Below are 24,160 nucleotides of genomic sequence, written 5' to 3' on the forward strand. Positions count from 1 at the left end.
GTGTGTAAAGTATAGACAACGCCTCTTATATGAGTTGCGTGAATGATCACATTTACTGATAACTCCCGGACAAAAATTTACAAATAAGACATTGAACAGCTTGAAATTCTAATTGTTCAAAGAGGAAATTATTCGCATTTCGGTGTACCGCAGGCAGAACTTTGTCAAGCGGCGCGCCAGACAGTAAACTACGCGCCAGATCTGGAACCCATTAGGAAGTAAATCGTGACAATTAAACTGATTGTCGGCCTCGCCAATCCGGGCGCAGAGTATGCCGCTACCCGCCATAACGCCGGCGCCTGGTATGTTGATCTGCTGGCGGAGCGTTTGCGCGCACCCCTGCGTGAAGAACCCAAGTTTTACGGGTATACCTCACGCATCAGTCTTGCGGGTGCTGACGTGCGGTTGCTGGTGCCAACCACCTTTATGAACCTGAGCGGCAAAGCCGTGGCGGCCATGGCAACGTTTTATCGCATCAACCCGGATGAGATCCTGGTGGCCCACGACGAACTGGACCTGCCGCCAGGCGTGGCGAAGTTCAAACTGGGCGGCGGTCATGGCGGCCACAATGGTCTGAAAGACATCATCAGCAAACTGGGTAATAACCCTAATTTCCACCGTTTGCGCGTGGGAATCGGCCATCCGGGCGATAAAAACAAAGTTGTTGGTTTCGTACTGGGTAAACCACCGGTTTCTGAGCAGAAGTTGATTGACGAAGCGGTGGACGAAGCGGCCCGCTGCACCGAGATTTGGCTTCAGGATGGCCTGACAAAAGCCACCAATCGACTGCACGCTTTCAAAGCGCAATAATCGGCGCCCCGGGGCTTTTTTACCGCGCGTCGCGCGGGTTACGTGTATAATAGGCGTAGTTATTTACTTTTCTTCAATCGGTTATCGTTAACGAATTGATTATCAAGATATTAAGGTGATTTAGAAATGGGATTCAAATGCGGTATCGTCGGTCTGCCAAACGTGGGCAAATCCACCCTGTTCAACGCGCTCACCAAAGCAGGTATTGAAGCGGCGAACTTCCCGTTCTGTACCATCGAGCCGAACACCGGTGTTGTTCCTATGCCCGATCCGCGTCTGGACCAGCTCGCGGAAATCGTGAAGCCGCAGCGCATTCTGCCAACTACCATGGAGTTCGTGGACATCGCGGGCCTGGTAAAAGGCGCATCCAAAGGTGAAGGCCTGGGCAACCAGTTCCTGACCAACATCCGTGAAACCGAAGCGATCGGCCACGTTGTGCGCTGCTTCGAGAACGACAACATTATCCACGTTAACAATAAAGTGGATCCAGCTGACGACATCGACGTCATCAACACCGAGCTGGCCCTCTCTGACCTCGACACCTGCGAACGCGCCATTCACCGCGTGCAGAAGAAAGCCAAAGGCGGCGACAAAGACGCGAAAGCGGAACTGGCTGCGCTGGAAAAATGTCTGCCACAGCTGGAAAACGCGGGCATGCTGCGCGCGCTGAAAAACCTGACTGACGAAGACAAAGCGGCGATCAAATACCTGAGCTTCCTGACCCTGAAGCCAACCATGTACATCGCCAACGTTAACGAAGACGGTTTCGAGAACAACCCGTATCTGGACAAAGTGCGTGAAATCGCTGCGGCTGAAGGTTCTGTAGTGGTAGCGGTTTGCGCTGCCGTTGAATCTGATATTGCAGAGCTGGACGACGCCGATCGTGAAGAGTTCATGGCCGAGCTGGGTCTGGAAGAGCCGGGCCTGAACCGCGTGATCCGCGCGGGCTATGAGCTGCTGAATCTGCAAACCTACTTCACCGCTGGCGTGAAAGAAGTGCGTGCGTGGACCATCCCTGTGGGAGCGACCGCGCCTCAGGCGGCTGGTAAGATCCACACCGACTTCGAGAAAGGCTTCATTCGTGCGCAGACTATCGCGTTTGAAGACTTTATCACCTACAAGGGTGAGCAAGGCGCGAAAGAAGCTGGCAAGATGCGTGCGGAAGGGAAAGACTACATCGTTAAAGATGGCGATGTGATGAACTTCTTGTTTAACGTTTGATTTGTTTTGAGTGAAAAAATCCACGCCCTGGCGTGGATTTTTTTATAGAGTAACGAACCTATCTCCTTTTGCGCAGATAGTACTCTAGATATTTTTTAGGTCTATCCTGAAACGCACGCTCTTTGCCGTAATTATAAGCATCGTTAAAATATTTATACGCTTCCTCGAATTGATTCAATTCATAACAGACCATGCCGAGATCGATTAAGGGTGCAGTGTCTATATCCGATCCACGTGTCCGTAATGTCGTCTCTCCCCATTTCTTTGCCTCAGCGTAATCCGCGAGATCAAAATATGCGCTGTACATGCAGGCAGAGATCCAGTTGGCGAGCTCCCATTGGAGCTTTGGCTCAGGAAGAGCTTGCCAGGCTTTTTGGTATTGCTCTAAAGCCTCGACGTATTTTTTTTCATCGTGAAACTCGTTTCCTTGTTCAATAGTATATTATTATAGATATTATCATACTTAAGTTCTTGCCCTTTTAAATAAAAAAACCTTGCCTAAGAAACCGCCAAAAATACCATAATACATGGTTAAATTTTATTTAAAATCATAAACTTATTACATTGCAATCAATCATTTTATAGCAAATATTTTTTAGTATTAATGACTCTATAACATTCCAATCACCACCACCGAGGCCAGCTCCTATCCTTGGCATTTGTACAGAAAGGCGATTCACTAAAGCAAAGTCAGATAATTTTTCAAGACAAACTTCCAGAGAGTCATAACATACGCATTGTTTTTTGTCGTTGATATTTTTCTTTATACCATCCTGCGCATACATATTAGCAATAAATATCTTCTCCTGAGCATCAACCATAACAAAATCAACCATCCCTAATTCTGGGGAGCTATTTTCTTTGAAGCTACTAAGATAGCTTTTTTTTGCCGCAGGATATTTATTTGAAAGGGACAGAACAAAACCTTTACCCCACTTCCCTTTATTATTCACAATATGAGCAATAACTGTGGATTTTTTCAAAGGTTCCACAGCATCTCCAAACAAGTATTTTATTCGCTTTTTTTCTTGCAATGAACTCGTTGATGTTTGCCAGAAAACTTCAAATTCCTCATTCGAAATTTCTTCGGCGTCACTTAAGTCCAGGTCGCTTTTCTTACCATCATACAGCAGGAAGCCAACTTTTTCATTTTTATCTAGCAAAGAGGAAGAAGCATAATAATTACCATCTATAATATTTATTTGTCGCGTGGCTACCTCTCCTATGAACTCATTGAGAATAGTCCCTTCACCTGCAATAAAATCAACACTTCCTTTATAATATTTTTTCACCTCAACCACAACTCCTCCCACTTTTAACAATTCTTTTAGAGACATCGAGATCTTTTGTGTTTAAGATCAAAAATGTATTTTTCCGGGGTTCAATTACATCTAAGCCAGTAACATCTATTTCGACAAAATGGCTTATACCTTTTAATTTCCTCGCATCACCATATATATCAGCTGCTAATTGACCCAGAGACATTTTTCCAGTTCCTCCAACATCTTTGAGTGTTCGTCCGCCAATCATTTCAGGTCTAATATTAGTGAAGTATTGTCCATCCCCGAAACGGGCGTGTATATCTCCTGATGAAGGTCTTATTACACCACTTTCCGTGATACCTTTCATCCTTCTTCAGTCGTGTAGTGAATTAATGTTTTAGGAGTCAACCCCCACGGATCCACCCACCCCAGCGCGTTCGGCGCATACTGGTAAAGGTTAATCCCTCCCGCCAGCCCTATCGGGTCCTGCTGCGTAAATCGTCCGCAGTCCGGGTCATAATACCGGAACAGATTGTAGTGCAGCCCTGTCTCACGGTCCAGGTATTGCCCCAGCATGCGCAGGTTCTGAGAATATCCTGATACCTTCGTCTCGCTTTCCCGTAGCAGCTTGCCCCAGGCGCTGTTCACCCCTTCCCAGCGCACCTGCCCTTCGCTATCCGTCATCCGCTCCGGCGTGCCGTTGGGCTGACAGTGGAACCAGAAGATCTCCGGGGCATCAACGCCGTCAATACGCGCCAGCGGATCGTAGCTGTCCTGATCGCTGTAGACGTAGGTCAGCGGCACATCCCCGTGCACCTCCTGCAACAGCCGGAACCCTTCCCAGACAAACCGGGTGGTGACCGGCTTGCCGGTCGGCTGCCCAAACAGCATCTGGCGTCGCGTTTTGCTGATGCGTCGCCCGAGCGGGTCATAGCGGAAGCTGACCTGCGTCTGCGGCCTGTTGCGGTCCCGCGGCTGGCTGATCACCTCCGTCAGGCGGTGCTCGCCGTCGTAGCGGTAGTGCCAGCGGGTCTGGCCGTTATCCTTCTCCACGGTGCGGCCGTGGATGTCATAGCGCCAGCGAATGCCGTTCAGCTGCGTCAGGCGGTTGTGCGTAACCTTCTCAGCAGATCCTTCGAGCGGGTTACCGGTAGTATCCCAGCGGTGCAACCAATAGCACTGAAAATTACCGGTAACTATATCCCGGCGATGCAGGCGGCCAAGACGGTCATATTCGCTGCGGGTTCGTTAGTGTTAGTAGTTTGCGCCACGGTTGAATCCGATAATACTGAACTGGACGATGCCGACCGTGAAGAGTTTATGGAAGAGCTGGGTCAGGAAGGGCCAGGCGCGAAAGAAGGAGGCAAGATGCGTGCATAAGGAAAAGACTACATTGTTGAAGATGGCGATGTGATGAACTTCTTGTTTACGTTTAATTTTTATGAACGGGAAAAATCCACGCTTTCACGTACATTTTTTATTAGGGAGTCAAAAAAATATCTTAGAGATCTGACTTCTTGCTCACCTCCAAAGAAATGATTTGTGTAGTCGCAAGCTTTAACGTCTGAAAAGGCACCTCGATTAATCACTCAACAAGTAAGGCCAGACTCTAATACTTAGCGAGGCTGACACCACCGTTTCTTAGGAGAGGTCTGCCGGTCGACAATAATATATCTTCTAAATCCCTTTTTTTTGCGAGCGGGAATCGTTAAAAGTTTTGAATCGCATTTTATCATAATAAGCAGGGCCTGATCGAGACAACGCGTTACGCTTCATACCATTTAAATAAAACCAATCATGCCAGCCATTTTGGTTTTCCACATAGCTAAAGACAACAACCCCTTCTTCGTTCAGATGATTTTTAAGTAATAGAAAAATGTGCCTCGTGGCAGTGCAGGCAAAGAAGCTTTTGCCCTAAGCATCAAATAGTGTTACAACGGTTAATAATGGCTTTTTATCGGTTAACACAAAAACTAACTCGCGTGTTGTAAGACCATTGCATAATCTAAAATGGTATGCTGAAAATTTTTTTTACCCTTTAGCAATGATAACGTTTCTATGATTTGTTCCATTCTTTATCCAGAACATTTCATCTTGAGGTAACGTTCCATTACCGCAGAAATCAACAAGCTCACCTTGCCAACCATCAGGAACATATTTTTGATAATGCATACTTTCAACATACTCCGAATATAGTCTTTTATTATCAAAATCTATAAGCAAATCCGGCATAAGATCATATATATCCCACCAAGTTGTTTTTTGCGAAAGCCTACTAAAAAACTCATCAGCTATGTCATCCTTATCGAATGAATAGCCATCTTTAATTAACCCATCAATAAATATCTGCGCGTTTTCTTCATTTACTACGGGTATGTCATATCTTTCCTTATGGACATCCTGTAGATTTATTTCCACCCCACTTTTCACAAAATCCTCTATCCATTTAATTCTATCTAAAACCCACATTTCTTTGAACGCCACGAACCAATAATATATTCCTTCTTTCTTTACTATCACAAGGAGATCATCATCTTTATTAATATTCATATAGTAACCTATTTTACATTACCGGAGCCTGGAATCGCTACTTCTTCAAGCCATTCTGCCCATACTGATGGTAATACATACGATCTACCTGGCGTTGTTGGATCAACGTGCTTAGGAGCCAATCCCCCTTGATTTAACGGATTAAGCATGCGTTAGGGGGTTGTGCGTGTCCTTTCCAGCAAGTCGTTCGAGGTGGATTACCAACAGACGATCGCAGTTGTCATAATTTCATTATTGCGTACAGCTGGTAAAAGACTTTTAAATGCTCAGAGTCTAATATCTAAAGACTTTACACTTAAAAGAATGAGCATGACGTAAAGAAAAAGGTAAGTTGCGTGCAGAAAGCAAAAAATCAAATCGTTAAAAATGGCGATGGGATGAACTTCTTGTTTAAAGTTTGATTTGTTTTTTATGAAAAAAACGAACTTGCGCACTCTTAGGAAAATAGAACTCAAGGTATTTTTCAGCTCTGTCTTGAAACGTTCGTTCTTTGACGTAGTTATAAGAATCATTAAAATATTTGTACGCTTCATCAAATTGATTCAACTCATAAAAAACCATGCCGAGGTCGATTAACGGCGCTGTCTCTATATCCGATCCACGTGTACTAAGTATCCTCTCCCCCCATTTTTTCGCCTCATCGTTCTCCTTGAGAGCAAAGCAAGCACTGTACATGTACGCAGAGTTGCAGTTGGCAATTTTCCATTCGATCTGCGGCTCAGGAAGAGCCTGCCGGACATTTTGTTATTGCTCTAAAGCCTCGGCTTATTTTTTTATCATGAAATTCGTTTCCTTTTTCTACAAGAGATGTAAATATTATTCATGTGTTTATTCATTAGCAATAGCAAATAAACCTCCTCACCTATAAAAAGGGGAATAAGAAATAAATGCTTTTAGAAGCAAGGAGGTATCTAAGACAGTAAATCTTTATTATTAAAAAACTTAAAAACTAACCAAAAAAGAATTTTTTAAACCCTTCAACCTCAACATCTTTTAGTTTAGTTTTAAGCATCACATCGATATCTTCCAGAAAATCTTCTCTTAAATTAAATTCATCATCTGTAGCATCACCATCATAATTATTTTGTTCCATCTCAATAGCAGAACAAAAAGCATTCAAAAAGTCAGCTAAGGAACCAGAAATTATAAAGTTTCGTTTTTGAATGCTACCATAAACAGGAGATGTTAGATTTTGGGTGTCACAAAAAAGAACGTCACCATTTCTTTCAGCAAAGATTATATATTCATCGCGCCAAGCCGTATCATTTTGAACTCGCCAACCGGATAATATTTCGTTGAGATCTTGAGGTTCAATAATCTGTAAATAAAAAGTACCATCAAATGTTGGACTGTCATTTAAAATCAAATGACGATAAAAAAAATCAACCTCCCCATTTAAATTCACGGGAAAAGAAGTCTCATTTTCATCGTCTGTATAGTCTATCTCTCCCATATTCAATTCATTCATTTTAAATTTGTTCACAAGATCTTGGACTGCATTTTTTAAGTTCATCTTTCCACCTATAATTGCTTACATCGTTGTCTAGATTTTAGTGTTCTTTCTCTATCGATTAAGCGCCCACGCGTCGAGTTCTTAGTATTCCCTCTATGTCCTTGATCACCATGGACATGCTCATTGAACTTGTCGGGATGGTTATGATTTTTCAAGAATACAATGTTCCTCGGATCACCTTGCCATTTGGAACCAAGTGTACCATTGCCTTCTACCGAATTGATATGATGCCCGGTATAGACTGCCCGGGACATCACAGAGGTTAGGCTCTTGTTGGGAGTCTTCAAAATTAAATCCCTCTCTTGCGCTGTCCAATTTCTTGTGCCAGCCCCACCATCCTGCAATAAGGCTTTTTCTTGCACCCATGCCCTAGAAATAGCAGAGCTTCTAGCTCCAGCTTGAGCAGAAAGAGAATCATGTGGCCGGTAACGAATGAGATCGTCAGGAGTCAACCCCCACGGATCTGCCCACCCCAGCGCACTCGGCGCATACTGGTAAAGGTTTATCCCCCCCGCCAGCCCTATCGGGTCCTGCTGCGTAAACCTTCCGCAGTCCGGGTCGTAATACCGGAACAGATTGTAGTGCAGCCCTGTCTCGCGGTCCAGGTATTGCCCCTACATGCGCAGGTTCTGGGAATATCCTGATACCTGCGTCTCGCTTTCCCGCAGCAGCTTGCCCCAGGCGCTGTTCACCCCTTCCCAGCGCACCTGCCCTTCGCTATCCGTCATCCGCTCCGGCGTGCCGTTCGGCTGGCAGTGGAACCAGAAGATTTCCGGGGCATCAACGCCGTCAATACGTGCCAGCGGATCGTAGCTGTCCTGATCGCTGTAGACGTAGGTCAGCGGCACATCCCCGTGCACTTCCTGCAACAGCCGGAACCCTTCCCAGACAAACCGGGTGGTGACCGGCTTGCCGGTCGGCTGCCCAAACAGCATCTGGCGGCGCGTTTTGCTGATGCGTCGCCCGAGCGGGTCATAGCGGAAGCTGACCTGCGTCTGCGGCCTGTTGCGGTCCCGCGGCTGGCTGATGACCTCCGTCAGGCGGTGCTCGCCGTCGTAGCGGTAGTGCCAGCGGGTCTGGCCGTTATCCTTCTCCACGGTGCGGCCGTGGATGTCATAGCGCCAGCGAATGCCGTTCAGCTGCGTCAGGCGGTTGTGAGTGACCTTCTCAGCAAAGCCTTCGAGCGGGTTACCGGTAGTATTCCAGCGGTGCAACCAAGAGCACTGAGAATTACCGGTAACTATATCCCGGCGATGCAGGCGGCCAAGACGGTCATATTCGCTGCGGGTAGACAGCCCCCCTGCGTGCGCCTAGAGCAAGGGCTTATACGTGCTCAAGCTATAATGTATAAGGACTCCACGCCGACAAGGATAAGCAAGGCACGAAAGTAGCGGACAAGATGGTTGTGGAAGGGGAAAATTACTTCTTACAGATTTCTATGAGATAATTTTTTATTTAACTTTTAATCGCTTTGAACAAAAAACGCCCCCCATGCGTGTTTTTAGTTCTCTATTATAATTGGCTAAAGTTAACTTTTACAAAGAACCTCATTGAGCGACTTATTTTGGTTTGTAGTAAAAAACCATCCTTATTACTGATCGACAGGTAATTATTAAAAATGAGGCCAATATTTTAGCTTTTCTTTTTTTCAATGGCTATTAAAACCTCATAAGCATCCTTTTCACTCATTTGAACTTTTTTGGCCTCATCAATGCTCAATTCTTCTTCCTCTTCTTTCATAACTATCCCCCCTGAATAAAACCTAATAAAAAAACGCCCTTCTCTTTCGATAAGGATTACTCCATAATTATTAAATATTATTTTATCCATTGCGCCTCCTTTTTTTTAATTCTTCAACGGTGTGATCTTTAATTGATTTAGCGGAGTAGGATCTATGGCCGCCTCTGGGATATCACCTGAAGTATATCCTCCCGGCAACCAAAATTCATTTGCTCCTCGTTCATTTCCTGTTGGCATTCTTAAACCTGTCGGATTATTAATATCAACTCTTAAAGGAGCGTCTCCGAGATCACCTGCATTTAACCCTAACAATCTATCAAGCTTTGGAATATTCCCACCCGAACGTCTAATTAAGTCATCAGCAACGGTCCTTGGCATAACAAAGTGGCCTCCTGGAGGACCTAAATGACTAAATTCAGGATTAATACCCCAAACGAACTTAGTAACCCCTCCCTTGAATAGTTCTAAATGCCTACTAATTTTTCCTGCATCGAGGTATGTCGCCGGATTAGGGAAATCTGGCTTTGAAATTCCATGAGTAGCTCGGTAGGCCCGTGCAGCATGACCTCTTGTAGCAAAAGCACCTCGAGTTTTGCTCTGGAAAGCATTCCAGCTATTTCCGCACGATAACCCCCACGGATCCACCCACCCCAGCGCATTCGGCGCATACTGGTAAAGGTTTATCCCCCCCGCCAGCCCTATCGGGTCCTGCTGCGTAAACCGTCCGCAGTCCGGGTCGTAATACCGGCACAGATTGTAGTGCAGCCCTGTCTCACGGTCCAGGTATTGCCCCTGCATGCGCAGGTTCTGAGAATATCCTGATACCTTCGTCTCGCTTTCCCGTAGCAGCTTGCCCCAGGCGCTGTTCACCCCTTCCCAGCGCACCTGCCCTTCGCTATCCGTCATCCGCTCCGGCGTGCCGTTGGGCTGACAGTGGAACCAGAAGATTTCCGGGGCATCAACGCCGTCAATACGCGCCAGCGGATCGTAGCTGTCCTGATCGCTGTAGACGTAGGTCAGCGGCACATCACCGTGCACCTCCTGCAACAGCCGGAACCCTTCCCATACAAACCGGGTGGTGACCGGCTTGCCGGTCGGCTGCCCAAACAGCATCTGGCGTCGCGTTTTGCTGATGCGTCGCCCGAGCGGGTCATAGCGGAAGCTGACCTGCGTCTGCGGCCTGTTGCGGTCCCGCGGCTGACTGATGACCTCCGTCAGGCGATGCTCGCCGTCGTAGCGGTAGTGCCAGCGAATGACGTTCAGCTGCGTCAGACGGTTGTGCGTGACCTTCTCAGCAGAGTCTTCAAGCGGTAAAGGTTCTGTAGAGGTAGCGGTTTACGCCGCGGTTGAATCCGATATCGCTGAAATCATCGACGGCGACCATAAAGAGTTCATGGCCGAGCGGGGGCTGAACCGCGTGATCCGCGCGGGCTATGAGCTGCTCAGCCTGCAAACCTACTTCACCGCGGGCGTGAAAGAAGTGAACGCGTGAATCATCCCTGTCGGTGCGACTGCGCCTCACGCGGCCGGTAAGATCCACACCGACTTTAAGAAGGGCTTCATTCGTGCGCAGACTATCGCGTTTTAAGACTTTATCACCTGCAAGGGTGAGCAAGGCGCGAAAGAAGCAGGCAAGATGCGTACGGAAGGGAAAGATTACTTCGTTAAAGAGGTTCATGTGGTGAACTTCTTGTTTAACGTATGATTTTTTTCATTCGATTTAGTTATTATTAACTTTAAAAAAAACCCTCTTTTAGAGGATTGAATTTTTTCCCTCCCCAAGGGTCGTCTAATAAAAACTTAGCAGGGATTGCTTCTTTTTCAGGCACAAGAGTAAAATTATAATAAATCTCGTCCCCTTCACAAACCTCATAAAAGAGCGAATAAATCTTGCCGGTTACGTTAATGCTTACATCAAATTTCTCTGTCGCAGATGCGATCTGGATCTTATTTTTATCCGTAATAAAAAATGGAACAACAATGCAGCGTTGTGCATTTCGATCTAATTTAAAAGCATTATCTATTTTGATATTGACGTTTGCTCCAAATGCGTCCTCTGGTAATGGATCGAATATAACATAATCCTTGTGTAAAACAGCGCCTTGAGAAACATTACCTTTTCCCCACTGACTCAGCTTTTCGTCATAGTCTCTGGATCGTAACAATATTTGACTATGTGAAATTAGCAGATCTACTGTTTGCATGATCTTATCACTCATTATATTCCCTAGACTTTTATTCTTGTTCCATATGATTGTTATGGAAAAACATTACCAATACTCGAACCTGCACCAAAATTACTGCTTTTAGATATCAGTTATAAGTTGTGCCGTGCCGTTGGATTGGCAATGGACCCAGAAGATATATGAAGCATCAACACTATCTACACGCGCCAGCAAATCGTAGTTGTCCTGACCACTTTCGTCGACGTAGGTGAACAGCACATCCCCGTGCGCTTCCCCCAGTAGGCAGTCATTTCCAGACACACCGGGTGGTGATGGCTTGCCGGTTGGCTGTCCGCCCAGCTTCTGGCGTCGCGTTTTACTGATGCGGCGACCGAGCGGATCGTAGCGGAAGCTGACCTGCGTCTGCGGTTTGTTGCGGTTCCTCGGGTTTGGCCGTTATCCTTCTCTACAGTGCAAGCATGGGTATTATAACGCCAGCGAATATCATTCAGCTGCGCCAGGCGGTTGTGCGTAATGTTCTCAACAGAACCTTCGAGCGGGTTAGCGGCTGCATCCCAGATCCCCTGCTCCTCTCCGGCCAGCGTGCCGTCCTGAACCAGGAGACGCCCGGCACTGTCTGTCGTACTGCCAGCGGTACCATTTGAACGGGTTATCGTCCCGCTCTTCGCGCACCAAGTTATTGCGGTAGTAGTAATCCCTGCGGCGCTGCGACGGGCGCTGGGTATTTTACTTACGACAGTGGATGTCATGACTCCAGAGAATGCTTACCCAGGGTTTTATGTAAAGTAAATAATCCGAGGGATCAACCCTAACCCACACTTCAGCGTTTTATTTTTTGTGGGTTCCAATCAGAGTAATCAGCAACACGGATTTCATTAAGAACAAGATCTAGTGGAACATGTGCAATGCTATCTGCAATTTCATCATATGGCGCTGGCAACTCGAATGAAAAACCAAAGTCGTCATTTATAATAAAACAGCCATTAAATATACGCTGTTTGTAAGTCAACCCTATTATTTCCCCCATCGTTTGGCCTGTTTGTAATATTTTATTATACCTCCCCTTATAGTTTACGTTACAACCAATAGAAATGATCGTTCCATCTTCAAGGGTAGCGATTGTCATTGTGTCATCTACAATATAAGCAAGCCTTTTTTTATCATCAGGCAAGAAATAATCAAAGTAAGTTACCTTATAGCCAGCATATAACTCGCTTATGTACTTACTGATATTATCCCCCAAAAAAACGTTACCTAGTGCTCTTCCTGATAAAATATCAGCATTAAAATCAATCATTTTACCCCCCCCCATTAAGTAAAACTCCGTCAACATAAACAGGTGAATCGGTTATTAAATCATAATTTTTAAACTCTCCATGACCAATTCTCCCATATACTACATCAGCACCATCAACTTCGCGATAAAATTTCCAGTAATCATTACCATGAATATTAGGTTGAGTTGGAGTCCCTCCGGGATGATAATCTAATTTGTACGTAGTACCTGATTTTGTTGTTTTGACATATTGAATATGTTGGATAGCTCCTGGTTTATTGGCTTGTGGATATGTTCTCGTCCAACCTTTGGATGTCAAAATATTATGAACATCAGCGTTTTTTTTCCCTGTTAATCTATCCACCCATCCTTGTGTTATACGATCTTTTTGAGAAAAACCACATTTTAACCCCCACGGATCCACCCACCCCAGCGCGTTCGGCGCATACTGGTAAAGGTTTATCCCCCCCGCCAGGCCTATCGGGTCCTGCTGCGTAAACCTTCCGCAGTCCGGGTCATAATACCGGAACAGATTTTAGTGCAGCCCTGCATCACGATCCAGGTATTGCCCCTGCATACGCAGGTTCTGGGAATATCCTGATACCTGCGTCTCGCTTTCCCGCAGCAGTTTGCCCCAGGCGCTGTTCACCCCTTCCCAGCGCACCTGCCCTTCGCTATCCGTCATCCGCTCCGGCGTGCCGTTGGGCTGACAGTGGAACCAGAAGATCTCCGGGGCATCAACGCCGTCAATACGCGCCAGCGGATCGTAGCTGTCCTGATCGCTGTAGACGTAGGTCAGCGGCACATCCCCGTGCACTTCCTGCAACAGCCGGAACCCTTCCCAGACAAACCGGGTGGTGACTGGCTTACCGGTTGGCTGCCCAAACAGCATCTGGCGTCGCGTTTTGCTGATGCGTCGCCCGAGCGGGTCATAGCGGAAGCTGACCTGCGTCTGCGGCCTGTTGCGGTCCCGCGGCTGGCTGATGACCTCCGTCAGGCGATGTTCGCCGTCATACCGGTAATGCCAGCGGTACCAGCTGAACGGGTTATCGTCCCGCTCTTCACGCACCGGGTTATTGCGGTAGTCGTAATCCCAGCGGCGCGGCGACGGACGCTGGGCATTGCTGGTAAAGACGTCCCGGCGATGCAGGCGGCCAAGACGTTCGTATTCGCTGCGGTTGGTCAGCAGCCCCTGGGTGCGGCTGGTCTCACGGAGGAGCTCGTCGCGGGTATTCTGACAGCTTATTGAGGGTAAGATTCAGCAAGGAGCGTAAGAGGCAGCCCGAATGTGAGCTGAAGGTAAAAATTACATCGTTAAAGATGGCGATGTGATGAACTTCTTGTTTAACGTTTGATTTGTTTTGAATGAAAAAAATCCACGCTTTGGCGTGGATTTTTTATTCCGAGATTAATTCCCCGATCAGTATTAAATTTAAAAAACCCCTTCTTTAAGAGGATGGTCTTTTATTCCTCCCCAAGGGTCATCTAGCAAAAACCTAGCATCAATAGCTTCTTTTGTCGGTACAAGAGTGAAATTATAGTAAATTTCTTCTCCTTCACAAATCTCATAAAAGAGTGAATAAACTTTATCGTTCACATCAATATTTAAATCGAATTTCTCAGTTGCAGAAGCGATTTGCAGCTTATGTTTATCCGTAATGAAAAATGGTACAACAATACAGCGCTGAGCATTTTCATCTAATATGAAATCATTCTCTATTTTGATATTGACGTCTGCTCCAAACGCGTCCTCTGGCAATGGTTCGAATATAACATAATCTTTGTGAAGTACAGCACTTTGCGAAACATTTCCTCTCCCCCACTGACTCAGTTTCTCATCATAGTCTCTGGATCGTAACAAAATTTGACTATGCGAAATCAGCAGATCAACTATTTGTATTTTTTTATCATTCATTACATTACCTCGACTTTTATTATCGTTCTAACTGAAAGTTCTGATAAAAGTTTACCAATACTTGAACCTGTACCACAGTTACTGCCCTTCGATATCCGTCATCGGTGCAGTCGAGTTGGCATTGGAACCAGAAAATGTACGGGGCATCGATACTCGCCAGCGAATCGTAGCTGTCTTGATCGTTGTAGAAATAGGTAAACAGAGCATGCCTATGCACTTCCTTCAGCAGACGGTTATGGATTATCTTCTCAGGAGATCCTCCGTTCGAATTCCCAGCAGCATCCCAACACCACTGCTCCGGTCCCTCAGCGTGCTATCCTGAACGAGTAGTTGCCGGCGCTATTGTCCTAGTTGAAAGGGTTTCCGCCCGCTTTTCCCGCACCAGGTTATCGCGGTAGCCGTAATCCGAGCGGAGAGATCAGCGGCGCAGCACTGGGTGCGAAAGGTAAAGATTACATCATTAAAAATTACGATGTGATGAACTTATTTTTTATGTTCGATTTGTTTGAAAGAAAAATCCACGATTTAACGTGGATTATCCCAATATACCGAACTAAGTTGTTTAATAAATAAAAATCATTATAGCATAAATATGCTATCACTTTCTTTATCCATGTCTAGGCTTCCTAACGCTCCAAGAACTAAAGAGTAAATCTCATCAGTACCTTTGCGCAAATTCAAAAAGTACCCAAGATCACCATCTTGACCAATCAATAAAACGTCAGGCTCAACCTCTTGAATTGTATATGTATTATTTCTTTCAAGTAAATCAAAACAATTGAAAACATATAGCTGGTCACCATTTGCTCGTTGAATTTCATAAGAGTCAGTGTCCTTGACGTTTTCAATCATAAAGCGCTTATATTCAGAAGGTAAAGACATGCGCATGATTTTTTCAATTTCATCTAGCTGATCAATTAAATCCTGTTTTTCCATATTGGCTTACCTGTAAATGAATAAGTTATATATCAAAATAAATGTTACTACTATTAGACTCTCTCAATTGGTCAAAATATTTATACGAGTCACTAATCGATTTCCTTGCCTGCTGCTTTGGAACACCTGCATCAATCATTTCTTTGTAACTGATATGAAACTCTTGTTTCAATGTTGTATCCCAACCTCCCGGTAAAGCTCTACGAGTTCTTTGAGCAGAACTTATATTAGCGTGTGGACTGCCTGATGCGGATTTAAGTAACGTAGCAGGTGCAGTATATCTCTGGTAACCGTTAATTCTTTTCTTAGCCCAAGCATCTTGTATTGGATGGTGACTTTGTACAAACCCATCATTTTTACTATTTGTGTGGCCCGACGCCCTGTTTACACCAGGAGAAAGATTACCATGTGGATCAACATCACCCGTTTTATATCCGTTCGGTGCTTTACATCTCGACAACCCCCACGGATCCACCCACCCCAGCGCGTTCGGCGCATACTGGTAAAGGTTTATCCCCCCCCCGCCAGCCCTATCGGGTCCTGCTGCGTAAACCGTCCGCAGTCCGGGTCGTAATACCGGCACAGATTGTAGTGCAGCCCTGTCTCACGGTTCAGGTATTGCCCCTGCATACGCAGGTTCTGAGAATATCCTGATACCTGCGTCTCGCTTTCCCGCAGCAGTTTGCCCCAGGCGCTGTTCGCCCCTTCCCAGCGTACCTGCCCTTCGCTATCCGTCATCCGCTCCGGCGTACCGTTGGGCTGACAGTGGAACCAGAACATTTCCGGGGCATCAACGCCGTCAATACGCGCCAGCGGGTGGTAGCTGTCCTGATCGCTGTAGACGTAGGTCAGCTGCACATCCCCGTGCACTTCCTGCAACAGCCGGAACCCTTCCCAGACAAACCGGGTGGTGACCGGCTTGCCGATTGGCTGTCCGCCCAGCACCTGGCGTCGCGTTTTGCTGATGCGGCGACCGAGCGGATCGTAGCGGAAGCTGACCTGCGTCTGCGGCTTGTTGCGGTCCCGCGGCTGGCTGATCACCTCCGTCAGGCGGTGCTCACCGTCGTAGCGGTAGTGCCAGCGGGTCTGGCCGTTATCCTTCTCCACGGTGCGGCCGTGGATGTCATAGCGCCAGCGAATGCCGTTCAGCTGCGACAGGCGGTTGTGCGGGATCTTCTCAGTAAAATCTTCGAGCGGTGAAGATTCTGTAGTGGTGGCGGTTTGCGCCACGGTTGAATCCGATATCGCTGAAGTGAACGACGCCGATCGTGTAGATTTCATGGCCGAGCCGGGTCTGAACCGCGTGATCCGCGCGGGCTATGAGATGCTCAGCCTGCAAACCTACTTCACCGCGGGCGGAAAGAAGTGCGCGCGTGAAACATCCCTGTCGATGCGACTGTGCCTCAGGCGGCTGGTAAGATCCACATCGACTTCGAGAAGGCTTCATCCGTGCACAGACTATCGCGTTTGAAGACTTCATCACCTACAAGGGTGAGCAAGGTGCGAAAGAAGCAGGCAAGATGCGTGCGGAAGGGAAAGATTACATCGTTAAAGATGGCGACGTGATGAACTTCTTGTTTAACGTTTGATTTGTTTTGAATGAGAAAAATCCGCGCTTGGGCGTGGATTTTTTTATTTCGATTTAGTAATTATTAACTTTAAAACACACCCTCTTTTAGAGGATTGTCTTTTTTCCCTCCCCAAGGGTCGTCTAATAAAAACTTAGCAGTGATAGCTTCTTTTTCAGGCACAAGAGTAAAATTATAATAAATCTCGTCCCCTTCACAAATCTCAAAGAAGAGCGAAAAAGTCTTACCGGTTACATTAATGTTCACATCAAATTTCTCTGTCGCAGATGCGATCTGAAGCTTATTTTCATCCGTAATAAAAAATGGGACGACAATGCAGCGTTGTGCATTTACATCTAAATTAAAAGCATTCGCTAGTTTGATATTAACGTTTGCTCCGAACGCGTCCTCTGGTAATGAATCAAAAATCACATAGTCTTTATGAATTACAGCGCCTTGATCAATATTACCTTGATCCCACTGACTCATTTTTTCATCATAGTCTCGGGATCGTAGCAATATTTGACTATGTGAAATCAGTAGATCAACACATTGTCTATGTCTATTCCTCATTATATAAAATAGACTATTGTTCATATTCAATTGTTTTTGTTGCTATGTACATATTTTCTCTTTGAATACTGATTGACCATAAAAACAACTATTATTACGCAGGGGTTCCCCCACTAACCGAAGTTGACAAGTGCTAATTGAGTGAAAAATTCTTTGTAATCATGATCATTAACTAAAAATGTGTGATTTATCTCCGAATTTAGCAATGAAATTAACCTTATAACCACAGTTATACACTAAATAAAACGATAACATTTTCAAATATTAATCACAACTATAGAATATAGTAAACTACAAATTTAACGCTATCAACTATATAACTCCTGATTTTTGACTGTAAAAATAAAAAATAATTAACACCCCCTCGCAACACTATTATTCCTTTGAAAAAAACGGCTTGTTTTTCCCTTCTCTAGTCTGAGTGGCAACAATAACTTCATAAGCATCTCTTTCACTTCTTTGTGCTTTCGATGCTTCTTCTGATGTAATTTTCGATTCCTTTTCAATCATAGCAATAGTTCCGGTATCATATCGGATAAAATATTCACTCTCTCTTTTAATTATGTCAATTCCAAAACCTGAAAAATAGCCTCATTCATTTTTCATATCTCTATTTATTTGTAATTGGTGAAATCAATGCATCACCGACAGGTGTTTAACCTATTACAGTTTCAGGGATGCCTTCCGACGTCTTACAACTAGGAAACAAAAAATCTTTGCCAGTTGTTGATTTAATATTTTATTGCCATACATTGAACAACTGCTTCCATATCTCCTGTTCCTCAATGGTAGGAACTCTATAATCCTGAGTCTTTCGTCTATATTCCATAAAACATGAGTCTATAGCTCGAATAGCTACCATTTGTTCTTTGCGACATCCAGCTAAAATAGATTGCATATCCTGAAGATAATTAGAATCAAGAATGTATTTTTGAAAAAACAGCTCCAAGAAATCCAATACTTCATCATAAGATTGTAAATTTATCATGGTTCCTCTGGTAGAATATCAATCTTGTCGAAATTAATAACTCTATTTTCAGCATGCAGTTGTTGAACATTACCTTGACCGTATTCAGGGTATGCCTTAGTAAACGGTTCAAGTGGCGCTCCTGGCCTATCGCCGAACATTCTCGGGGTTCGCACTTGCGGAACACCATTTTCATATAATTGAAGCGTATCAAACTCAGCTCTTAGACGTCCATCACTCCATGATTTATCCAGAGGATCGAGTGGATTCAATTTATCTGCTCCTTTGTTCTGGAATGCATCTCTTACTGAGCGCCCGGAATCTAATTTATCAAAACCACAATAAGTGACTGGTGCGGATTTGGATTCGTATGTTTTAGGCACCCATGTGTTAATCGAACCGTCATCCTCAAGATACCTTATATAGCGATATGCTGTAGAAGGCATTGTAGCGCTTGGCCCCGCTGGCCAGACACAGAAATCAGGTTTTGTTTTATCGCTACACTGACGGCTCAACCCCCACGGATCCACCCACCCCAGCGTATTCGGCGCATACTGGTAAAGGTTAATCCCCCCGCCAGCCCTATCGGGTCCTGCTGCGTAAACCTTCCGCAGTCCGGGTCATAATACCGGAACAGATTGTAGTGCAGCCCTGTCTCACGATCCAGGTATTGCCCCTGCATACGCAGGTTCTGAGAATATCCTGATACCTGCGTCTCGCTTTCCCGCAGCAGTTTGCCCCAGGCGCTGTTCACCCTTCCCAGTGCACCTGCCCTTCGCTATCCGTCATCCGCTCCGGCGTGCCGTCCTGAACCAGCACACGTCCGGCGCTATCGTACTGCCAGCGGTACCAGCTGAACGGGTTATCGTCCCGCTCTTCCCGCACCAGATTATTGCGGTAGTCGTAATCCCAGCGGCGGGTCCAGCGGCGCGGCGACGGGCGCTGGGTATTGCCGGTAAAAACGTCCCGGCGATGCAGTCGACCGAGACGGTCGTATTCGCTGCGGGTGGTCAGCAGCCACGGGGAGCCATTCTCAGGGTGGTGTTGTTCGTTGCATGTATATTGACAGTTTATTAAGGGCAAGGGTAAATAAGGCGCGAAAAATAAAATAAGCAAGAGACGCGCAGAAGGAAGAAAGAATATTGTTAAAAATGACTAAGTAGTGAACAAATAGATTAAAATTTTTTGGGATGAAAAAATCCACGCCATGCAGTGAGTTTCATTCAGAGATAAACTCCCTCTTCTAACGAGTTTTCTGTAATCGTTGTTTTTGTAAAGGAAATCAGAACATCTGAACCTTGCTTTTTATATTTAACTTCGTAACTACCAGGTTCTAAAGTAATAAACTCACCTGAAATAGCATCTGAATCATCAGGCTCAAGATCCCCGCCCGTGACATCTTCTCCCGCCCCAATGAAAACCTTTCCACTAGGTACGTTTAAAAACAGCGCACCGATATATTCTTCAACATCATTTTTAATATGAACTTTGTAGGTGCCATCATCCCCAACATTGAGAAATAATACATTCCCTTTGTTTATTTCTACCACTTCATCTTCTGGAAAACTCCACCAATCTGCATCATCGTTAACTCTATGCTTTAGTGAAACTAAATCATAAATGACTACTGTTGCTGTATTTGTTTGGAAATGTATTATTTCATGCATAATTTTCAATATTTAATCACTTATCTTATAATTAACAATCACTATTTAGAAACAATAGAATATGTACCATAAGGTCCAAATTATCTCCTGGACCTTATCAGCTTGGGAAATGCTTATCAATTCAATTGGCATTCATGCCACTAATCACGTCCGCAACTTAACATAATTATCAAAAAATTCAGAAAACGAAGGACTTATAATGTTCGTCGTATTCTTGGAAAACAGATCATAATTAACAACCCTTCCAAAATCCTCACCACCAGAATCTATACACCAGCAAACCTCATCATCTTTTAGATATATAACAGCATAATTTTCAGGGAGTGAAAATTCATTGCGGCAATATATTGTATCGTAAAAAACAGCACCTCCTGACTCTTCAAGAGCATTATTATCCACTATTCCTGAAATCTCCTCTCCAATCACCCCTCCGCCCCCAACCAAAAGTAAGAACTCTCGAAAATCATGAGGGAGTTTAATGCCAAGGTTATTTTCAAGTAAGTCAATCTGTTCTATATCAACTTGACCTAACCAAAAAACTTCGTCTGTCGCATTATTGTTCAAATATTCAATTGCAGTTTTGATAGTCATCATTTTTACACCCTATTAAAAATCTAATGCTCTCAACTTCCAATACGCACTTCTGAATCTGTTGTACTGTCTATCAAGTTCAGGAGTATTTCTAAAACTACCACCGTTCGCGATTAATCCATGCAATTGCTTATGATACAGCTTATACATAGATGATAGAATTTCCATCATTGGTCCAGGTTCTTGTCCAAGAACGTGATGAAGATTGGCAAGGCCTTTCATGGAACAATGTTTCTTGATTGGGAGTTCTGGCATTGTTCATACGCAAGCCTTGTTGGAGCCTGCTGCGCTACCCTATAATTATCCATTTATACTAAATTTTAATCTTTCCATTCTATGTATATACCGCAATCAAAGGATCTTTCATTTGATTGCACTGTTAGCTCACCCCATTCAAAGTTCCATGTGACTCCATAAGGGGGGGCACTTATCTTTACCATTTTTTCTTTGGAAAGTTTATTTTGAATCCAGTCTGTCAATCTTCTTTCTTCATCTTTAAGGTTTTTTAACGATGCTCTAAGTTCCCAATCTTTAAGTGTTTGATAGAAATCCCCATCTTTACTTGTAAGAAAAAGAGATGAATTAAATGAAAAAATAGCTGGTCTAAACTCCACAATAAAGTTCTGCCCTTCCCATTCAATATCATCTTTCGCAAAATAAAATTTACCTATCCTAGTGAATTCAGAATGGGCTTTGTAAAATTCAGAAGAAGTAAAATTTTCAAAAGAACCAAGTTCAATAGAGTAGCCATCAATTTCAATGTTTCCATCTTTAAAATTTAATGTCATTTTTTTCATATATCTATCACCTTACCAGGAATTAATTTACTACGTGCTTCTTCAGGTATATAGATTTGCATCCCCCCACCTTTTCCGTATTGCGGATTCGCATTAGCACGACAACTAGCAACAAATATATCCTCAGAAACATAACATGCCCTAACCTTTGTTCGCAATGGGATATCTGGATTAAGTTTCACCTGTAACGCTTCATGATATCCTAATGAATCACCTTTATATTGCCTAACTGTAGGATGAGTTACGGTATATGCAGGTAACTGATCACCATTTGGATGTAATGCATAAAGGATTGTTCCTTTTTTAAGCGTTCTATTCGAGTAACTATCGATTCCTTTATAGTCTTTATTATGAGGACCTTGCCATTGAGTCGCTTCTTTAGAAGGATCCTTACATTTACGGCTCAACCTCCAAGGATTCCCCCACCCCAGCGCATTCGGCGCATACTGGTAAAGGTTTATCCCCCCCGCCAGCCCTATCGGGTCCTGCTGCGTAAACCGTCCGCAGTCCGGGTCGTAATACCGGAACAGATTGTATGCAGCCCTGTCTCACGATCGTGGTATTGCCCCTGCATGCGCAGGTTCTGGGAATATCCTGATACCTGCGTCTCGCTTTCACGCAGCAGTTTGCCCCAGGCGCTGTTCACCCCTTCCCAGCGCACCTGCCCTTCGATATCCGTCAACCGCTCCGGCGTACCGTTGGGCTGACAGTGGAACCAGAAGATTTCCGGGGCATCAAAGCCGTCGATACGCGCCAGCGGATCGTAGCTGTCCTGATCGCTGTAGACGTAGGTCAGCGGCACATCCCCGTGCACCTCCTGCAACAGACGGAACCCTTCCCAGACAAACCGGGTGGTGACCGGCTTACCGGTTGGCTGCTCAAACAGCATCTGGCGTCGCGTTTTGCTGATGCGTCGCCCGAGCGGATCGTAGCGGTAGTGCCAGCGGGTCTGACCGTTATCCTTCTCCACGGTGCGGCCGTGGATGTCACAGCGCCAGCGAATGCCGTTGAGCTGCGTCAGGCGGTTGTGCGTGACCTTCTCAGCAGACTCTTCAAGCGATAAAGGTTCTGTAGTGGTAGCGTTTTGGAACGCGGTTGAATCCAATATCGCTGAAACGAACGACGCCGATCGTGAAGATTTAATGGCCGAGCCGGGTCTGGAATAGCCGGGCCTGAACCGCGTGATCCGCGCGGGCTATGAGCTGCTGAATCTGCAAACCTACTTCACTGCTGGCGTAAAAGAAGTGCGTGCATGGACCATCCCTGTCGGTGCGACTGCGCCTCAGGCGGCTGGTAAGATCCACACCGACTTCGAGAAAGGCTTCATTCGCGCGCAGACTATCGCGTATGAAGACTTCATCACCTACAAGGGTGAGCAGAGCGCGCAAGAAGCAGGCAGGATGCGTGCGGAAGGGAAAGATTACATCGTTAAAGATGGCGACGTGATGAACTTCTTGTTTAACGTTTGATTTGTTTTGAATTAAAAAAATCCACGCTTTGGCGTGGATTTTTTTATAGAGTAACGAACTTATCCCCTTTTGCGCAGATAAAACTCTAGATATTTTTTAGGTCTATCCTGAAACGCACGCTCTTTGCCGTAGTCATAAGCATCGTTAAAATATTTATACGCTTCCTCGAATTGATTTAACTCATAACAGACCATGCCGAGATCGATTAAGGGTGCAGTGTCTATATCTGATCCACGTGTCCGTAATGTCGTCTCTCCCCATTTCTTTGCCTCAGCGTAAACCGCGAGATCAAAATATGCGCTGTATATGCAGGCAGAGATCCAGTTGGCGAGCTCCCATTCGAGCTTTGGCTCAGGAAGAGCTTGCCAGGCTTTTTGGTATTGCTCTAAAGCCTCGACGTATTTTTTATCATCGTGAAACTCGTTTCCTTTTTCAACAAAGGAGTTAATTTCGGATTCAATTTTTGGGTCTTCAAGGCCTTTCATGGAACAATGCTCCTTCATTGGAAATATTGGGATTTTTCCTGTGGGCCAATAAAATCAGCGGAATCTTTATATCTATCAGGTAGCAGTGCCCCCTGAGACCGATTGTTGCCATAATATTCAAGTTCATAATTCCTGGAATCTCTCATAAAGGCTCTGACCTCACGAGATTTAGGACCATAGTAGCCACCCTTCTGATTCCAGTATCTGTTAAATGAGCCATGTCCGCATCCTGAATACGGTACTATTTACCATCAGTTGAGCTTTTAAATTACATCCTATCGCCCGTACCACGAATACGTCCTTCTCCTCGCATTCGTGCAATTACTTCACGTCCAGTTTTACTATTTTACCCAGGGGTTCTTCCCATAAATTTCTGACATTGCAGGTAAAGACGTCCCGGCGATGCCGTCGCCCAAGGCGGTATTACTCGCTGCGGAGATCAGCCGCCACTGGGGGCTTTTCTCAGGGTAGAGTTGTTCGTCGCGAGTATACTGACAGCTTATTGAAGACAAGGGTAAGCAAGGCGCGAGAAAAGCAAGCAAGATGCGTGCAGAAGGAAAAAAGAATAGTGTTAAAAATGGCTACGTGGTGAACTAATTAATTATTTAACATTTTTTGGATGAAAAAATCCACG

23 protein-coding genes and 11 pseudogenes are annotated in these 24,160 nt (G+C 45.2%); 6 read left to right on the forward strand and 28 right to left on the reverse strand.

Annotated features, from left to right (window positions below; translation table 11 throughout):
• Nucleotides 1-225 precede the first annotated feature (225 nt).
• Entirely contained in the window at nt 226-810 is a 585-nt protein-coding gene (gene pth / locus ACOTW6_RS02810) for an aminoacyl-tRNA hydrolase (protein ID WP_062932920.1), read from the forward strand.
• 126 nt (nt 811-936) lie between these two features.
• Entirely contained in the window at nt 937-2,031 is a 1,095-nt protein-coding gene (ychF, locus tag ACOTW6_RS02815; protein WP_003856650.1) for a redox-regulated ATPase YchF, read from the forward strand.
• A 548-nt stretch (nt 2,032-2,579) separates the two neighbouring features.
• On the opposite strand, the gene ACOTW6_RS02820 is transcribed toward ychF, so the two are convergent.
• From ACOTW6_RS02820 to ACOTW6_RS02830, 3 genes and pseudogenes are all read right to left on the reverse strand, one after another.
• Nucleotides 2,580-3,368: a macro domain-containing protein gene (locus ACOTW6_RS02820; protein WP_062932918.1), complete on the reverse strand. Its 789-nt coding sequence runs from the start codon at nt 3,366-3,368 to the stop codon at nt 2,580-2,582.
• Nucleotides 3,325-3,660 carry an HYD1 signature containing ADP-ribosyltransferase family protein gene (locus ACOTW6_RS02825; RefSeq protein WP_074135703.1) on the reverse strand — a complete coding sequence of 112 codons (336 nt, stop codon included), beginning with the start codon at nt 3,658-3,660 and terminating at the stop codon, nt 3,325-3,327. The genes ACOTW6_RS02820 and ACOTW6_RS02825 overlap by 44 nt, the downstream gene beginning before the upstream one ends.
• Before the next feature lie 29 nt (nt 3,661-3,689).
• Nucleotides 3,690-4,538: pseudogene (locus ACOTW6_RS02830) on the reverse strand (RHS repeat domain-containing protein); the annotation flags it as partial.
• On the opposite strand from ACOTW6_RS02830, the pseudogene ACOTW6_RS02835 reads away from it, so the two are divergent.
• A pseudogene (locus tag ACOTW6_RS02835) lies at nt 4,497-4,673 on the forward strand (hypothetical protein); the annotation flags it as partial. The pseudogenes ACOTW6_RS02830 and ACOTW6_RS02835 sit on opposite strands and share 42 nt — an antisense overlap.
• Nucleotides 4,674-5,324: 651 nt before the next feature.
• Here the strand turns inward: ACOTW6_RS02835 and ACOTW6_RS02840 are convergent.
• The 5 genes and pseudogenes from ACOTW6_RS02840 to ACOTW6_RS02860 form a co-directional block, all read right to left on the reverse strand.
• Nucleotides 5,325-5,843, reverse strand: coding sequence for a hypothetical protein (locus ACOTW6_RS02840; protein WP_058662637.1), 519 nt, complete (start codon nt 5,841-5,843; stop codon nt 5,325-5,327).
• Nucleotides 5,844-6,792: 949 nt separating this feature from the next.
• A complete protein-coding gene (locus ACOTW6_RS02845; protein WP_062933892.1) occupies nt 6,793-7,356 on the reverse strand; it encodes a hypothetical protein in 564 nt (187 codons plus the stop codon).
• A gap of 8 nt (nt 7,357-7,364) precedes the next feature.
• Nucleotides 7,365-8,657, reverse strand: a pseudogene (locus ACOTW6_RS02850) (RHS repeat-associated core domain-containing protein); the annotation flags it as partial.
• Nucleotides 8,658-8,988: 331 nt separating this feature from the next.
• Nucleotides 8,989-9,186, reverse strand: coding sequence for a hypothetical protein (locus tag ACOTW6_RS02855; RefSeq protein ID WP_023300305.1), 198 nt, complete (start codon nt 9,184-9,186; stop codon nt 8,989-8,991).
• Between the two features lie 15 nt (nt 9,187-9,201).
• A pseudogene (locus tag ACOTW6_RS02860) lies at nt 9,202-10,407 on the reverse strand (RHS repeat domain-containing protein); the annotation flags it as partial.
• On the opposite strand from ACOTW6_RS02860, the pseudogene ACOTW6_RS02865 reads away from it, so the two are divergent.
• A pseudogene (locus tag ACOTW6_RS02865) lies at nt 10,394-10,801 on the forward strand (DUF933 domain-containing protein); the annotation flags it as partial. The pseudogenes ACOTW6_RS02860 and ACOTW6_RS02865 overlap by 14 nt on opposite strands.
• 31 nt (nt 10,802-10,832) lie before the next feature.
• Here the strand turns inward: ACOTW6_RS02865 and comJ (ACOTW6_RS02870) are convergent.
• The 9 genes and pseudogenes from comJ (ACOTW6_RS02870) to ACOTW6_RS02910 all read right to left on the reverse strand — a co-directional run.
• Nucleotides 10,833-11,315 carry a competence protein ComJ gene (comJ, locus tag ACOTW6_RS02870; RefSeq protein ID WP_421766228.1) on the reverse strand — a complete coding sequence of 161 codons (483 nt, stop codon included), beginning with the start codon at nt 11,313-11,315 and terminating at the stop codon, nt 10,833-10,835.
• A 164-nt stretch (nt 11,316-11,479) separates the two neighbouring features.
• Entirely contained in the window at nt 11,480-12,031 is a 552-nt protein-coding gene (locus ACOTW6_RS02875) for a hypothetical protein (protein WP_371306723.1), read from the reverse strand.
• A gap of 71 nt (nt 12,032-12,102) precedes the next feature.
• Entirely contained in the window at nt 12,103-12,579 is a 477-nt protein-coding gene (locus ACOTW6_RS02880) for a hypothetical protein (protein ID WP_062933888.1), read from the reverse strand.
• A gap of 1 nt (nt 12,580) precedes the next feature.
• Nucleotides 12,581-12,922 carry a hypothetical protein gene (locus ACOTW6_RS02885; protein WP_237764261.1) on the reverse strand — a complete coding sequence of 114 codons (342 nt, stop codon included), beginning with the start codon at nt 12,920-12,922 and terminating at the stop codon, nt 12,581-12,583.
• Between the two features lie 39 nt (nt 12,923-12,961).
• Nucleotides 12,962-13,789: pseudogene (locus ACOTW6_RS02890) on the reverse strand (RHS repeat domain-containing protein); the annotation flags it as partial.
• Between the two features lie 201 nt (nt 13,790-13,990).
• Nucleotides 13,991-14,473 carry a competence protein ComJ gene (gene comJ / locus ACOTW6_RS02895; RefSeq protein WP_213789445.1) on the reverse strand — a complete coding sequence of 161 codons (483 nt, stop codon included), beginning with the start codon at nt 14,471-14,473 and terminating at the stop codon, nt 13,991-13,993.
• A gap of 579 nt (nt 14,474-15,052) precedes the next feature.
• Nucleotides 15,053-15,409, reverse strand: coding sequence for an SMI1/KNR4 family protein (locus tag ACOTW6_RS02900; RefSeq protein ID WP_062933882.1), 357 nt, complete (start codon nt 15,407-15,409; stop codon nt 15,053-15,055).
• Nucleotides 15,410-15,434: 25 nt separating this feature from the next.
• On the reverse strand, nt 15,435-15,884 hold the full coding sequence (locus tag ACOTW6_RS02905) for a Rhs family protein (protein WP_303745643.1): 450 nt from the start codon (nt 15,882-15,884) through the stop codon (nt 15,435-15,437).
• A pseudogene (locus tag ACOTW6_RS02910) lies at nt 15,861-16,588 on the reverse strand (RHS repeat domain-containing protein); the annotation flags it as partial. The pseudogene ACOTW6_RS02910 and the gene ACOTW6_RS02905, both read right to left, overlap by 24 nt.
• A gap of 19 nt (nt 16,589-16,607) precedes the next feature.
• Here ACOTW6_RS02910 and ACOTW6_RS02915 point away from each other — a divergent pair.
• Nucleotides 16,608-16,998: pseudogene (locus ACOTW6_RS02915) on the forward strand (DUF933 domain-containing protein); the annotation flags it as partial.
• 69 nt (nt 16,999-17,067) lie between these two features.
• On the opposite strand, the gene comJ (ACOTW6_RS02920) reads toward ACOTW6_RS02915, so the two are convergent.
• From comJ (ACOTW6_RS02920) to ACOTW6_RS02965, 10 genes and pseudogenes are all read right to left on the reverse strand, one after another.
• Nucleotides 17,068-17,574 carry a competence protein ComJ gene (gene comJ, locus ACOTW6_RS02920; RefSeq protein WP_317457783.1) on the reverse strand — a complete coding sequence of 169 codons (507 nt, stop codon included), beginning with the start codon at nt 17,572-17,574 and terminating at the stop codon, nt 17,068-17,070.
• A gap of 351 nt (nt 17,575-17,925) precedes the next feature.
• Nucleotides 17,926-18,060, reverse strand: coding sequence for a hypothetical protein (locus ACOTW6_RS02925; protein ID WP_256141382.1), 135 nt, complete (start codon nt 18,058-18,060; stop codon nt 17,926-17,928).
• Between the two features lie 229 nt (nt 18,061-18,289).
• Nucleotides 18,290-18,538, reverse strand: a complete 249-nt coding sequence (locus ACOTW6_RS02930) for a hypothetical protein (protein WP_045338150.1) — start codon at nt 18,536-18,538, stop codon at nt 18,290-18,292.
• Nucleotides 18,535-18,963 carry a hypothetical protein gene (locus ACOTW6_RS02935; protein WP_202815620.1) on the reverse strand — a complete coding sequence of 143 codons (429 nt, stop codon included), beginning with the start codon at nt 18,961-18,963 and terminating at the stop codon, nt 18,535-18,537. The genes ACOTW6_RS02930 and ACOTW6_RS02935 overlap by 4 nt, the downstream gene beginning before the upstream one ends.
• Before the next feature lie 57 nt (nt 18,964-19,020).
• Nucleotides 19,021-19,570, reverse strand: a pseudogene (locus ACOTW6_RS02940) (RHS repeat-associated core domain-containing protein); the annotation flags it as partial.
• A gap of 170 nt (nt 19,571-19,740) precedes the next feature.
• A complete protein-coding gene (locus ACOTW6_RS02945) occupies nt 19,741-20,184 on the reverse strand; it encodes a DUF6386 family protein (protein ID WP_062933878.1) in 444 nt (147 codons plus the stop codon).
• A gap of 144 nt (nt 20,185-20,328) precedes the next feature.
• Complete coding sequence (locus ACOTW6_RS02950) at nt 20,329-20,778, reverse strand: SMI1/KNR4 family protein (RefSeq protein WP_062933877.1); 450 nt, start codon at nt 20,776-20,778, stop codon at nt 20,329-20,331.
• 12 nt (nt 20,779-20,790) lie between these two features.
• On the reverse strand, nt 20,791-21,030 hold the full coding sequence (locus ACOTW6_RS02955) for an HNH/ENDO VII family nuclease (RefSeq protein WP_080454698.1): 240 nt from the start codon (nt 21,028-21,030) through the stop codon (nt 20,791-20,793).
• A 65-nt stretch (nt 21,031-21,095) separates the two neighbouring features.
• Nucleotides 21,096-21,572 carry a hypothetical protein gene (locus ACOTW6_RS02960; protein WP_062933876.1) on the reverse strand — a complete coding sequence of 159 codons (477 nt, stop codon included), beginning with the start codon at nt 21,570-21,572 and terminating at the stop codon, nt 21,096-21,098.
• Nucleotides 21,569-22,629 (reverse strand): annotated as a pseudogene (locus tag ACOTW6_RS02965) (RHS repeat domain-containing protein); the annotation flags it as partial. The pseudogene ACOTW6_RS02965 and the gene ACOTW6_RS02960, both read right to left, overlap by 4 nt.
• Here ACOTW6_RS02965 and ACOTW6_RS02970 point away from each other — a divergent pair.
• Nucleotides 22,625-23,041, forward strand: a pseudogene (locus ACOTW6_RS02970) (DUF933 domain-containing protein); the annotation flags it as partial. The pseudogenes ACOTW6_RS02965 and ACOTW6_RS02970 overlap by 5 nt on opposite strands.
• A gap of 59 nt (nt 23,042-23,100) precedes the next feature.
• Here ACOTW6_RS02970 and ACOTW6_RS02975 read toward each other — a convergent pair.
• The gene (locus tag ACOTW6_RS02975) at nt 23,101-23,526 is read right to left on the reverse strand and encodes a hypothetical protein (protein WP_219240891.1); all 426 of its coding nucleotides are present in this window, start codon (nt 23,524-23,526) and stop codon (nt 23,101-23,103) included.
• Between the last annotated feature and the right edge of the window lie 634 nt (nt 23,527-24,160).

It is taken from the genome of Enterobacter cloacae complex sp. IR5403, assembly GCF_049238705.1.
Lineage (GTDB): Bacteria > Pseudomonadota > Gammaproteobacteria > Enterobacterales > Enterobacteriaceae > Enterobacter > Enterobacter hormaechei_C.

Bases quoted from the DNA above. Each gene is read 5' to 3' on its own strand.
- comJ (WP_317457783.1), bottom strand. From the start codon at position 17,574: ATGAACAATAGTCTATTTTATATAATGAGGAATAGACATAGACAATGT.
- ACOTW6_RS02935 (WP_202815620.1), bottom strand. From the start codon at position 18,963: ATGCCTTCTACAGCATATCGCTATATAAGGTATCTTGAGGATGACGGT.
- comJ (WP_213789445.1), bottom strand. From the start codon at position 14,473: ATGAATGATAAAAAAATACAAATAGTTGATCTGCTGATTTCGCATAGT.
- comJ (WP_421766228.1), bottom strand. From the start codon at position 11,315: ATGAGTGATAAGATCATGCAAACAGTAGATCTGCTAATTTCACATAGT.
- ychF (WP_003856650.1), top strand. From the start codon at position 937: ATGGGATTCAAATGCGGTATCGTCGGTCTGCCAAACGTGGGCAAATCC.
- ACOTW6_RS02875 (WP_371306723.1), bottom strand. From the start codon at position 12,031: ATGACATCCACTGTCGTAAGTAAAATACCCAGCGCCCGTCGCAGCGCC.
- ACOTW6_RS02825 (WP_074135703.1), bottom strand. From the start codon at position 3,660: ATGAAAGGTATCACGGAAAGTGGTGTAATAAGACCTTCATCAGGAGAT.
- ACOTW6_RS02930 (WP_045338150.1), bottom strand. From the start codon at position 18,538: ATGATAAATTTACAATCTTATGATGAAGTATTGGATTTCTTGGAGCTG.
- ACOTW6_RS02950 (WP_062933877.1), bottom strand. From the start codon at position 20,778: ATGATGACTATCAAAACTGCAATTGAATATTTGAACAATAATGCGACA.
- ACOTW6_RS02955 (WP_080454698.1), bottom strand. From the start codon at position 21,030: ATGCCAGAACTCCCAATCAAGAAACATTGTTCCATGAAAGGCCTTGCC.
- ACOTW6_RS02845 (WP_062933892.1), bottom strand. From the start codon at position 7,356: ATGAACTTAAAAAATGCAGTCCAAGATCTTGTGAACAAATTTAAAATG.
- ACOTW6_RS02880 (WP_062933888.1), bottom strand. From the start codon at position 12,579: ATGATTGATTTTAATGCTGATATTTTATCAGGAAGAGCACTAGGTAAC.
- ACOTW6_RS02820 (WP_062932918.1), bottom strand. From the start codon at position 3,368: ATGTCTCTAAAAGAATTGTTAAAAGTGGGAGGAGTTGTGGTTGAGGTG.
- ACOTW6_RS02900 (WP_062933882.1), bottom strand. From the start codon at position 15,409: ATGGAAAAACAGGATTTAATTGATCAGCTAGATGAAATTGAAAAAATC.
- ACOTW6_RS02855 (WP_023300305.1), bottom strand. From the start codon at position 9,186: ATGGATAAAATAATATTTAATAATTATGGAGTAATCCTTATCGAAAGA.
- ACOTW6_RS02960 (WP_062933876.1), bottom strand. From the start codon at position 21,572: ATGAAAAAAATGACATTAAATTTTAAAGATGGAAACATTGAAATTGAT.
- ACOTW6_RS02840 (WP_058662637.1), bottom strand. From the start codon at position 5,843: ATGAATATTAATAAAGATGATGATCTCCTTGTGATAGTAAAGAAAGAA.
- ACOTW6_RS02945 (WP_062933878.1), bottom strand. From the start codon at position 20,184: ATGCATGAAATAATACATTTCCAAACAAATACAGCAACAGTAGTCATT.
- ACOTW6_RS02925 (WP_256141382.1), bottom strand. From the start codon at position 18,060: ATGATTGAAAAGGAATCGAAAATTACATCAGAAGAAGCATCGAAAGCA.
- ACOTW6_RS02975 (WP_219240891.1), bottom strand. From the start codon at position 23,526: ATGAAAGGCCTTGAAGACCCAAAAATTGAATCCGAAATTAACTCCTTT.